Annotated in this window: 14 protein-coding genes; 5 read left to right on the top strand and 9 right to left on the bottom strand. The window is 64.8% G+C overall.

What is annotated here, in order from left to right; all coding sequences use genetic code 11:
• Window positions 1–41: 41 nt before the first annotated feature.
• The 4 genes from ACFC25_RS17630 to ACFC25_RS17615 form a co-directional block, all read right to left on the bottom strand.
• Window positions 42–2,279 carry a dipeptide ABC transporter ATP-binding protein gene (locus ACFC25_RS17630; RefSeq protein ID WP_376047507.1) on the bottom strand — a complete coding sequence of 746 codons (2,238 nt, stop codon included), beginning with the start codon at window positions 2,277–2,279 and terminating at the stop codon, window positions 42–44.
• Window positions 2,276–3,277, bottom strand: coding sequence for an ABC transporter permease (locus ACFC25_RS17625; RefSeq protein WP_337348690.1), 1,002 nt, complete (start codon window positions 3,275–3,277; stop codon window positions 2,276–2,278). Before ACFC25_RS17625 ends, ACFC25_RS17630 begins: the two co-directional genes overlap by 4 nt.
• Window positions 3,278–3,279: 2 nt before the next feature.
• A complete protein-coding gene (locus ACFC25_RS17620; RefSeq protein WP_337348689.1) occupies window positions 3,280–4,263 on the bottom strand; it encodes an ABC transporter permease in 984 nt (327 codons plus the stop codon).
• Window positions 4,264–4,629: 366 nt separating this feature from the next.
• Entirely contained in the window at window positions 4,630–5,238 is a 609-nt protein-coding gene (locus ACFC25_RS17615) for a helix-turn-helix domain-containing protein (protein WP_337348688.1), read from the bottom strand.
• Between the two features lie 124 nt (window positions 5,239–5,362).
• Between ACFC25_RS17615 and ACFC25_RS17610 the strand changes: the two genes are divergently transcribed.
• Window positions 5,363–5,920: an NADPH-dependent FMN reductase gene (locus ACFC25_RS17610; protein WP_337348687.1), complete on the top strand. Its 558-nt coding sequence runs from the start codon at window positions 5,363–5,365 to the stop codon at window positions 5,918–5,920.
• A gap of 197 nt (window positions 5,921–6,117) precedes the next feature.
• Window positions 6,118–6,960, top strand: coding sequence for a hypothetical protein (locus ACFC25_RS17605; protein ID WP_376047503.1), 843 nt, complete (start codon window positions 6,118–6,120; stop codon window positions 6,958–6,960).
• On the opposite strand, the gene ACFC25_RS17600 is transcribed toward ACFC25_RS17605, so the two are convergent.
• On the bottom strand, window positions 6,953–7,807 hold the full coding sequence (locus ACFC25_RS17600) for an isocitrate lyase/phosphoenolpyruvate mutase family protein (RefSeq protein ID WP_376047500.1): 855 nt from the start codon (window positions 7,805–7,807) through the stop codon (window positions 6,953–6,955). The two genes, ACFC25_RS17605 and ACFC25_RS17600, sit on opposite strands and share 8 nt — an antisense overlap.
• A 114-nt stretch (window positions 7,808–7,921) precedes the next feature.
• Here ACFC25_RS17600 and ACFC25_RS17595 point away from each other — a divergent pair, with 114 nt between their 5' ends.
• The 3 genes from ACFC25_RS17595 (at window position 7,922) to ACFC25_RS17585 (ending at window position 10,190) form a co-directional block, all read left to right on the top strand.
• The gene (locus ACFC25_RS17595; protein WP_376047498.1) at window positions 7,922–9,214 is read left to right on the top strand and encodes a PLP-dependent aminotransferase family protein; all 1,293 of its coding nucleotides are present in this window, start codon (window positions 7,922–7,924) and stop codon (window positions 9,212–9,214) included.
• Between the two features lie 46 nt (window positions 9,215–9,260).
• Complete coding sequence (locus tag ACFC25_RS17590) at window positions 9,261–9,689, top strand: universal stress protein (protein ID WP_337348683.1); 429 nt, start codon at window positions 9,261–9,263, stop codon at window positions 9,687–9,689.
• 162 nt (window positions 9,690–9,851) lie between these two features.
• Window positions 9,852–10,190 (top strand): hypothetical protein, encoded by a 339-nt coding sequence (locus tag ACFC25_RS17585; protein ID WP_376047494.1) that lies wholly within the window; start codon window positions 9,852–9,854, stop codon window positions 10,188–10,190.
• A 46-nt stretch (window positions 10,191–10,236) separates the two neighbouring features.
• Here the strand turns inward: ACFC25_RS17585 and ACFC25_RS17580 are convergent, their stop codons facing one another.
• From ACFC25_RS17580 to pdhA, 4 genes are all read right to left on the bottom strand, one after another.
• Complete coding sequence (locus tag ACFC25_RS17580) at window positions 10,237–10,845, bottom strand: phosphatase PAP2 family protein (RefSeq protein ID WP_376047491.1); 609 nt, start codon at window positions 10,843–10,845, stop codon at window positions 10,237–10,239.
• Window positions 10,846–10,908: 63 nt separating this feature from the next.
• Window positions 10,909–12,360, bottom strand: coding sequence for a dihydrolipoamide acetyltransferase family protein (locus ACFC25_RS17575; protein ID WP_337352633.1), 1,452 nt, complete (start codon window positions 12,358–12,360; stop codon window positions 10,909–10,911).
• An 85-nt stretch (window positions 12,361–12,445) separates the two neighbouring features.
• On the bottom strand, window positions 12,446–13,426 hold the full coding sequence (locus tag ACFC25_RS17570; RefSeq protein ID WP_337348679.1) for an alpha-ketoacid dehydrogenase subunit beta: 981 nt from the start codon (window positions 13,424–13,426) through the stop codon (window positions 12,446–12,448).
• Window positions 13,426–14,661 carry a pyruvate dehydrogenase (acetyl-transferring) E1 component subunit alpha gene (pdhA, locus tag ACFC25_RS17565; protein ID WP_376047486.1) on the bottom strand — a complete coding sequence of 412 codons (1,236 nt, stop codon included), beginning with the start codon at window positions 14,659–14,661 and terminating at the stop codon, window positions 13,426–13,428. The genes ACFC25_RS17570 and pdhA overlap by 1 nt, the downstream gene beginning before the upstream one ends.
• Between the last annotated feature and the right edge of the window lie 69 nt (window positions 14,662–14,730).

Raw genomic sequence — 14,730 nt, 5'->3', positions numbered from 1 at the left:
CATTGGTGCGAGTGGTGGTGCTTGTGATGGGTCGAAAAAATCTAGGGTGCATGGGGTTCCGCCGTTTCGTGGACCACCAGCATGTCCTCGTCCAGCTCACCGTCCGGGAAGAAGCAGGCGAACTGCTGGTCCGCTGGAGGCAGCCAGCCAGCCTCCAGCGCCTGTGCTGCGGCCGAAGCCGGAACAGCTTCAAGCGGCGGTTCGAGCGTGAGGCATTTCTCCTGCTTCGCCGCAGGAAGCGCCGCGAAGACGGGGCAACGGGTTGCGAAGTTGCAGCCCTTGGGCGCATCGAGGGGCGAGGGGAGGTCGCCCTGGAGGATGATGCGCTCCCGGGTGCGCTCCAGCTGGGGATCCGGGACCGGTATGGCGGACAGCAGCGCCCGCGTGTACGGATGGCGGGGGTTGTCAAAGACGCGGTCCACCTCGCCGATCTCCACGATCTTGCCCAGGTACATCACGGCCACCCGGTTGGAGATGTGCCGGACCACGGAGAGGTCGTGGGCAACCATCAGGTAGCTGAGGCCCAACTCGGCGCGCAGCTGGTCCAGCAGGTTGATGACGCCGGCCTGGACGGACACGTCCAGAGCGGATACGGGCTCATCGAGGACCACAAGTTTCGGGTTCACGGCCAGGGCGCGGGCGATGCCCACACGCTGCCGCTGGCCGCCGGAAAACTGGTTGGGGAACCGGTTGACGTGGTCGGGCTGCAGCCCCACCAGCTTCATCAGCTCCATGATCCGCTTCTTGATGGCCCGCTTGTCCAAGCCCGCGTTCTGCAGCGGTTCGGCCAGGACCTCATAGACCGTGAACCGCGGATCCAGGGCCCCGGTTGGATCCTGGAACACCATCTGCAGTTCGCGGCGCATGGCGCTCTTGGCCTTGCCGGTGGTGGCTTCCTTATTGCTGAGGCCGCCGATCACCACCTCGCCGTCCTGGTCCTTGTGGAACTCCATGATTTCCAGGAGCGTGGTGGTTTTTCCGGAGCCGGACTCCCCGACGATGGAGAAACACTCGCCCTCGCGGATATCAAAGCTCAGGCCATCCACGGCCTTGACGGTGCCGATGCGCCGCTTCAGCAGGGCACCCTTGGTGAGCGGGAAGTGCTTGCGCACGTCCTTGAGTTCCAGCACCGTTGCCCGTTCCGCACGGGGAATGGCATCGAAGCGGGACACGGGCACCGGTGGTGCCGAGAAGATTTCCAGGACGTCGGTGTCCCCACCCAAGGCATCGGACTTGATGCAGGCAGCTTTGTGTCCGGCGTGGCCCGCAGCAGGGAGTAGTTCCGGTTCCCCGGCCCTGCAGGCATCTGTGACCAGCGGACACCGCGGGGCGAACGAGCAGCCGGTGGGCGTGTGGATGAGGTTGGGCGGGATGCCCTCGATGGGGACCAGCGACGTCTTCTCGGCCACGTCCACGCGCGGCACGGCCCCGAGGAGGCCCATGGTGTAAGGCATCCTCGGGTCGTAGTAGATATCATCCACCTGTCCGGTCTCGACGGGCCGGCCGGCATACATCACCATGATGTCGTCGGCGATGCCCGCCACCACACCCAGATCGTGGGTGATCATCACGACGGCGGCACCCGTCTCCTCCTGCGCCGTATGAAGCACCTCCAGCACCTGGGCTTGGATGGTGACGTCCAGCGCCGTCGTCGGCTCATCCGCGATCAGCACCCGGGGGTTGTTGGCGATCGCGATGGCGATCATCACGCGCTGGCGCATGCCGCCGGAGAACTCGTGCGGGAAGGCTTTGAGCCTGTCCTTGGGGCTCGGGATCCCCACCATGGCCAAAAGTTCGACGGCGCGGGCTTCTTTGGCCTGTTTGCTCATCGTGGGGTTGTGGATGGTGAGGGCCTCGATGATCTGGGTGCCCACCGTAAAGACCGGAGTCAGGGAGGAGAGCGGATCCTGGAACACCATGGCGATGTCATTGCCGCGGTAGGCGCACATCGCCTTGTCGCTGAGGCCCAGCAGTTCCTTGCCCATCAGCCGCACGGACCCAGCGATTTGAGCCGTGGGAGGCAGGAGGCCCATGATGGCCAGCGATGTGACGGATTTACCGGAACCGGATTCACCCACGATCCCCAGGGTCTTGCCCGGCATCAGGTCGAAGTCGACGCCGCGGACCGCGTGCACCACCCCGTTCTCGGAGTTGAACCGAACGCTCAGGTCCCGAACCGACAGGACAGCATCCGACGGCGAATACAGGCCGGCGACTTGGAGGCGTTCGGCGGCGGATTGTGTGGGATCGGCCGGTTCGAGGTACGTTTCGCTGCTCATTTCGCCGGCTCCTTGACGCTGTTCTTCGCGCTGTCCTTGGGGGTCCTGTTCTTCGTGGCCTTGCCGACGGAACTGGAGCTGGGGTCGAAGGCGTCCCGCAGGCCGTCGTTCATCATGGCAAGGGAGCCTGTCAGCAGGAACATCACCGTCAGCGGGACCCAGAACATCCAGGGGAAGGTCTGGACTTGGGACGTGGCGCCGCCGATCAATACTCCCAGGCTTACATCGGGGACCTTGATGCCGATGCCGATGAAGGAAAACGCAACTTCGGCCAGGATGGCACCTGTGACACCGCGGGTGATGTCCAGGACCAGCAAGGATCCGATGTTGGGAACCAGGTGGCGCCACACGATCCTGCGGGGCGGGACGCCCATGTATTGGGCGGCCTTGACGAAGTCCCGCTGCATCAGAGACATGGACAGGGACCGGATAAGCCGGGCGGTGCCCATCCAGCTGAAGACCAGGAGCACGATGATCAGGAGGAGCCAGCTGGGCAGGTTCTTTTTCAACCCGTCCCCTCCGCCGCTCGTGGCCACAGCCACCACCAGCAGGGCAGGCATCATGATGAGCGCCTCAAGGACAAAGAGCATCACCTTGTCCACTTTTCCGCCGAAGTAGGCCATGGTGCAGCCGTAGACGGCGGCGACCAGGACGGACACCAGCCCAACAATCAAGCCAATCATGATGGAGATCCGGGTGCCCTCCACAGTCATGGCGTAGAGGTCGATTCCGGCCTGGGAAGTGCCCAGGAAGTGGTCCCCGGAGGGTGGCATGCCAATGTTGAAGGGGTCGATGGTCTCCTTGTCCCAGGGTGTGAAGTACCCGCCGACGAAGGAGAAGAGCGTGAGGCCAAGGAAAATGATGAGGCCCGCCACGGCGGTCCGGTTCCGCATGAAGCGCCGGAAGATAATGGTGGATTTGCCGATGACCGCGTCGGCGCTTTCCAGGTGAGCGTCCTGCGCTACTGCTGCCGGGTCGACGGCATTGAGGTTGGTCACGGCTACTGCACCCTCACTCTCGGGTCAACAAGCGTGGTGGCGAAGTCCGCCAGGATGGCGCCGAGGGCGAAAATGACTGAGCCATAAGCAAGCGTTGCCGTGGCGGCGTTTACATCCTGGAGGGAGATGGCGTCGATGCTCCAGGAGCCAACGCCCGGCCAAGCGAAGATTTTCTCGGCGAAGAAGCCGCCCGCGAAGATGGCCGGGATGGTGAAGGCAATGCTCTGCGCAACCGGGATGAAGGAGACCCGGAGGGCGTGCCGTGAGATGGCCTGGTTGCGGGTCAGGCCCTTGGCGCGGGCCGTGCGGACGAAGTCGGCGTTGACGTTATCCAGCAGGTATTGCCGCTGGGCGATCTGGTAAGAGCCCCACCCCACCAGCGTGATGGCGACGGTGGGCACCGCATAATGGGCCACCATGTCCACGAACTGAGCCCAGCCCTGTTCCATGCCAGGCGTCGAGATGCCGGTGACGAAGAAGATCCGCTCGCCGACGGTTTCATTGATGTTGATCGCACCGAGCTGCACGAGGAAGTAGGCAATGGGCGCCGGCACGATGTAGGCAAGGTAGCTGTACGAGGTGATGACGCGATCTTGGAACTTGTATTGGCGGGCCGCCGAGTACACACCGAGGGCGACGCCGATCACGAGCGTCAGGACGATGGAGGCGAGGAAGAGCCGTGTGGAGATCCACACGCGATCGCCGAACTCGGCGTTGATGTACGCGCCGTTGGGACTGCGGCCCCAGTCCCAGCGGGTCACGATACCCGTCAGCCACTCTACGTAACGCTCCCAGGGGCTAAGGTCCGGGTCCAGTCCCTTGAGGCGCATGGAGTTGGCGACCTGCTCTGGAGTGGGGCGCGGGATTCTTTCCTGCTCCAGCAGCGCAGGTTTGAGGGAGCTGACCGCAAGGAAATACCCGGCCGAAGTGGTCAGGAAGATCATAAAAACATAGGTGATTCCGCGCTTGGCGAGGTACCGGAGCATGTGCCAGCTACTTCTGTATCGCCGCTACCGGTTGCTCGACCTGTTGTATCAGGGAACTCCAGCGCGCTGGCTCCGGGGCGTTGGCCGTAACTGCTATCACGAGCTTGATCCTTCCGTCGTCCCCGGCCAGGCAGGGGATGCGCCGCCACTTCCGGGTTCCTCACCAGCGGGTAGCTGGCTTCCCGCAGCCGTTGCCGGCTTGGTCCTGGTGGACTATGTTGCGGGTCACATTCCACAGGAAATTACCACACAGATCCTGTCAAAAAGCGACCAAACGGACGGGAATGCCCCACGCCGTATCGAATCGTTATGAATAATTCAGTGGAACTGATTTGACAGACGCATCAATCGGGCCGGCCGGGCGGGTTACGCCCCACGCACTACACGGGTGACGAGCTCACGCCAGGACTCGGCGAGCCGCTCGGGCTCAATGCCATGCACCCGGACCGCGTGCAACAGCCGCTCCGGGTCCAGCGTGGCACTGAGGGCCATGGCCATCAGGCGGGGGTCCGCGTCCATGCCCTCCTCACGGAGGAGCAGTTCGATGTGCCTGTGCCAGAGGACGGCGGCCGGGACGTCGAAGCGGTTGTAGGCGGATTCATCGGCAGCGCGGGCAAGCTCCCCGTATTCCAGCACATAGGCGATGCGGGCCGAACCGAAGGCTATGAGCCGCTCCAGGCCGGGAGCGCCGGGACCCAGGGGCGGCGGCCCGAACATAAAGCGGGCCTGGAATTCAGCTTCGGCGTCACTGAGAAGTGTCATCATCAGGCCGGCCCTGCTGCCGAACCGGCGGAACACGGTTCCCTTGCCCACGCCGGCGCGCTCGGCCAGCCTGTCCATGGTGAGTCCGTCCGCACCGCATTCATCGATAAGTTCGCGGGCGGCTCCCAGCAGGCGCTCACGGTTCCGGGCAGCATCGCTGCGCTCGGTGACCGGTCCGGACAACGATCCGGGACGCAATGGGATGAAGCTCACATCCCACATTCTAGACCCCGGGAATATTATCCGGACCGTAGTCCGTTTAGATCGTGAAGGCCCCAACAGCCTGAGTTTTCCAGCCAGCCTGCGGACCCGCCGCAGCCCCGACCCAGGAGTCCCCATGTCAAAGAGCACCGTCCTTACCCTCGTCGGCAGCCTCCGCGCCGAATCCACCAACCAGAAGCTCGCCGAGGCCATCCGGCTGAACGCGCCCGAGCAGGTTGACGTGGTCATCCACGACAGCCTCGGCAACATTCCGTTCTACAACGAGGACATCGACGTCGAAGGCCAGGTTCCCGCCGCAGCTGCAGCCCTGCGCGCCGCCGCCAACGAAGCCGACACCCTCCTGCTGGTCACGCCCGAGCACAACGGAACCGTGCCGGCGTCGCTCAAGAATGCCATCGACTGGCTGTCCCGCCCGTTCGGTGCCGGTGCCCTGGCAGGCAAGCCCACCGCCGTCGTCGGTACCGCCTTTGGCCAGTTCGGCGGGGTATGGGCCCAGGATGAGGCACGCAAGGCTGTCGGCATCGCCGGCGCACAGGTGCTTGAGGACGTCAAGCTGGCAGTCCCCGGTTCCATGGTCCGCTTCGCAGAACTGCACCCGAAGGATGACGCCGAGGTTGTCGAGCAGATCAAGGGCGTTTTTGATGCCCTCGCCGCTGCACGCCCCGCAGCCTAAGCCCCACAGATACCGAATGCCCCGTCTACCGCAAGGTATCCGGGGCATTCGTTATGGCTCCGTGAGTCGCCGGGCCAAAGGGGCCTCGGGCGTGACCAACTCTTGTCCCAACCGGTACCGGAGCGGCATTCCCTGGCCTGAGTGGCGGCCGTAACGTTAAATGCACGGAAATGTACCGGACGGAATTGCGGTGCGGGATGGCGAGCAGGCGTAGTGCCACGAAACGGGCGGCGGCAGCAGCTGTGGCCCTGGTGCTTCCGCTGTGGCTGGGGTCCTGCGCTGCCGTGGCCGAAATACCCGCCGGCACGGCTGCCAGCGAACAGGCTCTCCCGCCTGCGGAACCCCTGACCCCCATTCCCCAGCCCCAGGCCGCACCACCCGCCGGGTCCTTGGGCGCTGACAGCCCGGTGGCGAGTCCGGTACCTTCCGGGGACACACCCGACAGCGCCCCGGCGGATGGGACTGCGATCCAGACAGGCGAACCACCAGCAGCCGCAGCTCCCGGCTCCGGCACAGGAGCTGGCAGCGCCGGTAACCCGGGGCAGGCCCAGACCGGGGTAGCGGGAACGGCACCTGCTGCGGAACCGCAGCCCGCCCAGACCCGCAGTCCCGACGAGCCGCCTATCGGCAATGCCGCCGGAGCGCAGTCCGTCACGGCGTACTACGTCCTCCTGGACGACGGCGGCAGCAGCGGTGTGCGCTTCGGCTGCAACGACAGCCTGGTGGGCGTCAAGCGCTCCCACACGGAGTCCACCGAACCCCTGCCGGCGGCCATCACCGCCCTGCTGGACGGATCCGAGCCGCCGATAGCCGATGTCTATAACTCGCTCTCCGGCTCTACCCTGGACTTCCTGTCCGGCACCTTTGACGGCACCACCGTCACGGTTTACCTGGCAGGCACCATACGTACGGGCGGAGTATGCGACATTCCCCGGATTGAGGCCCAGCTGACCCAGACCGCGGTATCGGCGGTGGGCGCCATCCGGGCCGAGATCTACGTCAATGGCGCAGGACTCGCCGAGGCCCTGAGCGTTAAGTAGAGCCCCGCTTATCCCCGAACAGGGCGTCCATGGCGGCGTGGCTGCGTGCCCCGGCAAGCTCGGACCAGTTGCCGTCGCCCAGCACCTCCTCGGCCACCCGGGAGACCGTTGCATACGCCGCCTTGGCGGTATTGCCGCCGATGCTGATCCGCTGCACACCGGCGTCGTGCAGTTCACCCACGGACGGCGCACCGACGCCTGCTAGTGCGTTCAGCGGCGCGTCGATCCGGCGGGACAGCTCATGGAGCACGTGCAGGTCGGTTACCCCCGGCACAAAAATCCCGCTTGCGCCGGCCGCAAGATAGGCTTCGGCCCTCGTCAAGGTCTCTTCGAAGGCCAGCTCCGGATAATCCCCGGACAGGTATGTGTCAGTGCGGGCATTGATGAAGAGGTCGACGCCGGCGGCGGACGCGGTCTCCCGGACCAGGTCCAGGCGGCGGCACTGCTCGCTGGTGCCCGTGAGGGGGCCGTCTCCGGAGTCCTCGAAGTTGATGCCAACGGCCCCTGCCTCCAGCACTGCCAGGACGGTGTTGCGCAGCTTCTTATCGTCGAAGCCGTCGCCACTGCCGGCATAGCCCGTTTCAATGTCAGCCGTGACTGGAAGCGAAGTGGCCGCAACGATCCTCGCCAGTGTGGACATGGCCAACCCGGCCGGAAGCCTGTTGCCGTCCGGGAAACCCATGCTCCAGGAAATGGCGGAGCTGGAGGTGGCAATCGCCGTGGCACCGGCTTCTTCCACGAGCCGGGCGGAGGCCGCGTCCCAGACATTGACCAGGAGCAGCGGCGCCCCGGAACGGTGGAGGGAGCTGAATGCTGCGGCTAGCCGCGTGGACTGCGGGGGCGTCATCATGGGTCTATTCCAGCCCGTCCGCCCCTTCACGTAAAGCTGCCGGCACGCCGACGTGCTTCACTGATAAACAAGTGTTGCCTTATCAGCAACTGTCGGTTGTATCCTGAGGGTGTGACCCACGAAACACTTGATGCCGCAGCAGGGCTGCTGCCAGCAGAAGCCATTGACGCTATCGAACGCGCGGCCACGTCCGCACACCGCCACGAGGACCTGTTCTCGGAGCGCGCCGCCAATATCAGGCAATCCGCCGTACGCGACGTTTTTGACATCTCCATGAGGCCCGGACTGGTCTCGCTCGCCGGAGGAAGTCCCTACCTGCAGTCCCTCCCGCTGGAGCGGCTGGCCCAGACAGCTGCCACCATCATCGCTGACGACGGCCTGACCGCCCTGCAATATGGCGGCGGCCAAGGAACGGAAGAGCTGCGTGCGCAGATTTGTGAGGTGATGGCGGCCGAAGGCATTCTCGATGCCGTGCCCGAGAACGTGGTGATCACGGCGGGCTCGCAGTCTGCCCAGGACGTGGCCACCAAGGTGTTCTGCAATCCAGGCGACGTGGTGTTGGTGGAGAATCCCACGTACGTCGGCGCACTGAACACCTTCGAGGCCTACCAGGTCCAGGTGGAAACCGTTGAGATGGACGACGACGGGCTGGTCCCCGAACTGCTGGAGGCCAAGATTGCAGCACTCCAGACCGCGGGGAAGAACGTCAAGTTCCTCTACACCATCCCGAACTTCAACAACCCCTCCGGTATCACGCTCGCGCAGGACCGCAGGCAACAGATCGTCGATATATGCCGTAACGCGAATATTCTGGTGTTGGAAGACAATCCATACGGCCTCCTGCGGTTCGATGGGGAACCCCTGGCCCCCCTGCGCGCGGCTAACCCGGCCGACGTCATCTACATGGGCTCCTTCTCCAAGATCTTCGCGCCGGGCCTTCGCATTGGGTGGGCCCTTGTTCCGGAGCACTTGCAGCGCCGCTACTACCTCGCGTCGGAAGCGGTCACCCTGTGCCCGCCGACGCTCAACCAGATGCTGGTGTCCGCCTACCTTCGCGACTACGACTGGAAGGGCCAGATCGAGATCTACCGCGGACTCTACGCTGAGCGGTGCCACGCGATGCTGGCCGCGCTTGAGGAGTACATGCCCGTCGGCGCAAGCTGGACCAGCCCTGAGGGCGGCTTCTTCGTCTGGGTGACCCTACCTGAAGGGGTGGACACCTATCCCCTCTTGAAGAAGGCCATCGATGCCGGTGTGGTTTTTATCCCCGGCGCTGCCTTCTCCCCGTCGGACGAACCGTCCAACAAGCTGCGGCTGGCGTTTAGCGCCGTGCCTCCCGAGTCCATCACCGAAGGTGTCCGGCGTTTGGCCCCTGTACTGCGGGAAGCCATCACCGGGCTGTAGCCTTGCCACACTGGATCAGGCCACTTACCAAAGCGAAGGAGCAAAGATGAGCGGAATTATTGTTGTTGGGGTAGACGGCAGCGGAACGGCCAAGAAGGCCGCCGAGGCCGCGAGGGACCTGGCGGCCGCCGTGGGCGCGTCACTCCATGTCGTCTCAGCGTTCGACAGTGACCGCACCGAGGTATTCGGCAGCGGCAGCGATCAGTGGATCGTCTCTGATGCTGATGGGGCGGAGCACGTGGCCAAGACGGTGGCGGATTCCCTCACCGGCGAGGTCAAGGTGACATATTCCGCCGCCCGCGGCAAGCCTGCGGAGGCACTCATCAAGGAAGCCGAACGTCTCAGTGCCCGGATGATCGTGGTGGGCAACAGACGGATGCGCGGCATTGGCCGGGTTCTGGGCAGCGTGGCCAACAGCGTGGCCCACAACGCCACGTGCGATGTCTACATCGCCAACACCTACGACGCCGACTGACCAGCAATCACTGAATCGCGGCACTGCGCACCGCCTGTACGGGGCGGTGCGTGGTGTCGCTTCTCACCCCCAGAACGCCATTTTCGTTACGTGACCAACGATAAAATTGGAGTGCCCCCGAAGGAGCGGACAACAACCAGCCGCACCACATAAGGGGCCCCCTTGATCACTCTCCAGCGCCGTCAGCTCGTTGGCCACGACATCCTCCTCGCCAGGCATGGCAACCACATCTGCTCCATGCGGGTGGACCGCGGCAACGGCCGGGTAGTGGCCCTGCTGGACGACGGTTCCGTGGACAGCGCCCCCAACCTCATCTCCCCAGGACTGCAGCTGCCGGACACCTTTGAAAGTGTCCTGCGCGAGGACTGGAAGTTCTTCGCAGGACTCTTAGCCATTGCAACCGGCGTCGGAGGCCTCATGATGGCAGCTGCCTGGACACTTGGAGGCACGGCAATGGGCGCTGAGGCCACCCAGATCATGTCCACGTACGCATCCTTCTAGGCGGCGTGCTGCCGGTTCGGCCGACAGGATGCCAGCCGAACGTCGGCTAGGCCAGCCAGCCCTGGAGCAGCCACCAGAAGCCCGACATCGCCAGCCCGCCAACGAGCGACCCGGCCACCACCTGGCCCGCCGTATGGGCGCGCAGCACCACACGGGACCAGCCCACTGCGGGAATCAGCACCAGCAGCGGCAGCCAGGCCGGACCCAGCATCATCACAGTGATAACGGCCGACGACGATATGGCCGCGGCGTGTCCGCTGATCTTCCAGAAGGGACTCACCGCTCCAGTCACCACAATGCCGCCCACAATGGTCAAAACCATCACCACAACATTTGGCGGCGCGCCGACAGCAATGAGCACCAGCAGCCCTGCCACCACCGACGCCAAGGCCATCAGCAACACCGGCGCCCTCTGCTCGCGGTTGCTGACATGGTGGTCCGTGACCTTGCCCAGCCGCACGAGGCCCAACAGCAGCAACACTGGCAGGACGCAGACGAACAGCGCGGCAAGGGCCCCGTAGCCAATGGTTCCCGGGAATCCAGGCTCGGTGAGGGGGCTGATCAGCAGCTGAAGCGTGACTACCACCGGCGGCTGGAAAACCTCCGTCAGCCATCGTGCTGACCGGTTTTGGGCGCGGAGGGCTGAATCAGTCAAAGTGCCTCGTCTTCCGATCTTCCGGGCTTGTTCGCCTACGGGGCCTGTGTCTGTGGGGTGAACCTAGTCCAGCAGGAGTGCCGGCTCCTCAAGGATGGCTGCGACGTCAGCCATAAAGCGGGCAGACAGGTCACCGTCCACCACGCGGTGGTCGAACGAACCGCCCAGGGTGGTGATCCAGCGCGGGATCACTTCCCCGTCCAGGACCCAAGGCTTCTGCTTGATGGTTCCGAAGGCGACGATCGCCACCTCTCCGGGGTTAATGATGGGCGTCCCGGTATCGATTCCCAGCGCGCCGATATTAGTGATGGTGAGCGTGCCGCCCTGCATTTCGGCGGGTCGGGTCTTGCCAGCGCGGGCCGTCGTGGCCAGGTTGTTCAGCGCCAGGGCAAGTTCCTTCAGTGAGAGATCCTGGGCATCCTTGATGTTGGGCACCATCAGGCCCCGGGGCGTGGCTGCTGCAATGCCCAGGTTCATGTAGTGCTTAACGTGGATCTCGGCGGAGTCGGTGCCATCGGCATTGTCCACCCACGTGGCGTTGACGCTCGGGTTCCGGGCTGCCGCCCAGATGACGGCCTTGGCCAGGATCAGCAGCGGCGAGACCTTGATTCCTTCGAAGTCACGCGAGGCCTTCAGCCGCTTCACGAACTCCATGGTGCGGCTGGCATCCACGTCCACGAAGATGCTGACGTGGGGTGCGGCAAAGGCGGACTCCACCATGGCCTTCGCCGTCGCCTTCCGGACGCCCTTGACGGGAACACGCTCAATCCGCTGGTCCTGCGGCTTATTGGCCTTGCCCCAGAATCCGTCGGCCTTGTCCAATTCGGCGTCGCGCTGGGCCTGGTAGCTCACCAGGTCCTCGCGGGTGACCTCGCCGCGGGAGCCCGTCGCCACAACGTCCGCCAGGTCGATTCCCAGGTCGCGGGCAATCTTGCGCACGGGAGGCTTGGCCAGGACCCGGTTCACCAGGCCGGTGATCGTGTCACCCAGAGTGGGCCGGTCATCCACAGCCGGGGTCTCGACAGGCTTGGCCGCCGGGACCCGGGCGGCAACAGGCGCAACCTCCGGGACCGGGGCTGACCCGGCAGCCACGGCAGGCGCGGTTTTGCGCGCGCGGCGCTTGACGGCGTCGGCCTTGGGACCGGATCCCACCAGCGGACCGCCGGCCAGGGCACTGTCCGTTGTGCCGGCGTCGGACGCTGGGAGCTTACCGTAAAGGGGCTGGACCGGAGTGGCCGGAGCTGGGACATCGGCCGGAGTGGGGTCGCCGGATACAGCGTCAGTGACACTGATGATGGCGGTTCCGACATCGATGGTGATCCCCTCAGGGACCAGCAGCTCGGTGACTGTCCCGGCGAAAGGTGACGGCAACTCCACCAAGGACTTGGCCGTTTCAATCTCGCACAGGACGTCATTGATGGCGACGGTGTCGCCCGGCTTGACCTTCCAGGAGACGATTTCCGCCTCGGTGAGGCCTTCGCCCACGTCGGGAAGGTTGAACTTGTTCACAGTCATGATGTCCTCGGTTTCGAAAAGCTCAAGTCCGCGCTCCGGGCCAGTAGACGGGGCGGCAAGTCTGAGTGGGGATAGGCGGACCGGGCTAGTAGGCCAGGGCCCGGTCCAGCGCCTCAAGGATCCTGTCGATGTCCGGAAGGTAGTCTTCCTCGACCTTGGCGACCGGGTACGGCATGTGGAACCCGCCAACACGGATGACGGGGGCTTCGAGGGACAGGAAGGCGCGTTCGCTGATCCTGGCCGCGATTTCGCCGCCGATGCCGCCGAAGGTGGGTGCCTCGTGGGCAACCACCAGGCGTCCGGTCTTCTTCACCGACGCCTCCACCGTGTCGAAATCGATCGGTGAGATGGAGCGGAGGTCGATAACTTCCACGCTGCGCCCGTCCTCGGCCGCAGCGTTCGCAGCGGCCAGTGCGACGGGCACCAAGGGGCCGTACGCCACGATGGTGGCATCCGTCCCCTCCCGGAGTACGTGTGCCTTGAAGGGATCCTCCGCTTCGCCGGCGGCCTCAGTGTCCACCTCGCCCTTGAGCCAGTAGCGGCGCTTGGGCTCAAAGACGATGACGGGATCCTGGCATTCGACCGCCTGCTGGATCATCCAGTACGCGTCATGCGGGTTGGACGGGGTGATGATGCGCAGCCCGGCGGTGTGCGCGAACAAGGCCTCGGGGGACTCGGAGTGGTGCTCTACCGAACCGATACCGCCGCCGTACGGGATGCGGATGACTACGGGCACCGTAAGGTTGCCGTTGCTGCGGGCATGCATCTTGGCCAGCTGGGTGGTGATCTGGTTAAAGCCTGGGAACACAAACCCGTCGAACTGGATCTCGCAGATGGGGCTGTAGCCCCGCAGGGCAAGGCCAATTGCCGTACCGATGATGCCGGATTCCGCCAGCGGTGTATCCACCACGCGGTCGGGGCCGAACTCCGCGATCAGCCCGTCGGTAACGCGGTAGACGCCGCCGAGGGGACCGATGTCCTCACCCATCAGCAGGGACTTGGGGTTGTTGGTCAGGGCTGAGCGCAGGCCTTCGTTGATGGCCTTGGCGATTGTCATGGTGGTCATCAGTGGCCTGCCTCTGTTTCTGCCTGTCCGGCGGGTTCCTCGCCGGCAAACCCTGCGCTGTACTCCTCGAACCAGGCAAGCTCCTCCGCAACCAGGGGGTGGGCTTCGACGTAGGTGTTCGCGAAGGCCGTACGGATGTCAGGGGTCTCAAGGTCGTGGGTAGTTCGCCGGACGTAGGCCGCAAGGTCGTCGCCGTCAGCCTTCACCTTGGCAAAGAAGGCGTCGTCTGCCATGCCCTCAGCCCGCAGGTACTTTTCCAGCCGGAGCAGGGGATCCTTGGCCCGCCACGCATCTTCCTCCGCCGACAGCCGGTACTTGGTGGGGTCATCAGCAGTGGTGTGGGCACCGACGCGGTAGGTGAAAGCCTCGATCAGCACCGGCCCCTTGCCTTGGCGCGCATGGTCAAGGGCCCACTCGGTGACCGCGTGCACGGCAATGACGTCGTTGCCATCCACGCGGATGCCGGGGAACCCGTAGCCCTTGGCCCGGTGGGAGAGCGGAATGCGGGTCTGCACAGTGCTGGGCACGGAAATGGCCCAGTGATTGTTTTGGCAGAAGAAGACCACCGGAGCGTTGTAGGACGCGGCGAACACCATGGATTCGTGGACGTCGCCCTCGGAGCTGGCGCCGTCGCCGAAGTAGGCCATGACCGCGGCCTGCGGTTCCGTACCCACGGGGTCCGAAGCGGCAGCGGACTTCTGGTCCCGCTGGATGCCCATGGCGTAACCCACGGCGTGGAGCGTCTGGGCGGCCAGGACCAGAGTGTAGAGGTGGAAGTTGGTGTCCTTGGGGTCCCACCCGCCGTTGGACACCCCCCGGAACTGGCGCAGCAGTTCGGCGAGGTCGACGTCGCGGGTGAGGGCAACGCCGTGCTCGCGGTAAGTGGGGAAGATGTAGTCCTGGGGCTGGCTGGCACGGCCGGAGCCAATCTGCGCAGCTTCCTGGCCGGTCAACGGAACCCAGAGGGCAAGCTGACCTTGGCGCTGCAGGGCCGTGGCCTCCACGTCAAAGCGGCGGATTGCGGCCATGTCGGCGTACAGCCCGCGCAGCTTCTCGGGATCGAGCTTCTCGGCGTACTGGCCATAGACGGGATCAGTGCCAAGCTTTCCGTCTGGTCCCAGCAACTGGACCATCGGCGCCGGGGGCTCGCCCATGGCAGCCTCGGCATCAGCCTCAAGCTGGTCGTCTACCGCTGTTCCGTCGAACTCGGTGGAGGGCAAATGTGTGGCGCCCATACCGTCTCCTTGCTTGCCGCATGCGGATGCGTTGCAATGTCGCTGGGATATATGCCGCTGGAGGAATGC

It is taken from the genome of Pseudarthrobacter sp. NPDC055928, assembly GCF_042270935.1.
Classification (GTDB): domain Bacteria; phylum Actinomycetota; class Actinomycetes; order Actinomycetales; family Micrococcaceae; genus Arthrobacter.
Note: the sequence above shows the minus strand (reverse complement) of the source record. Positions and strands in the feature narration are given on the sequence as shown.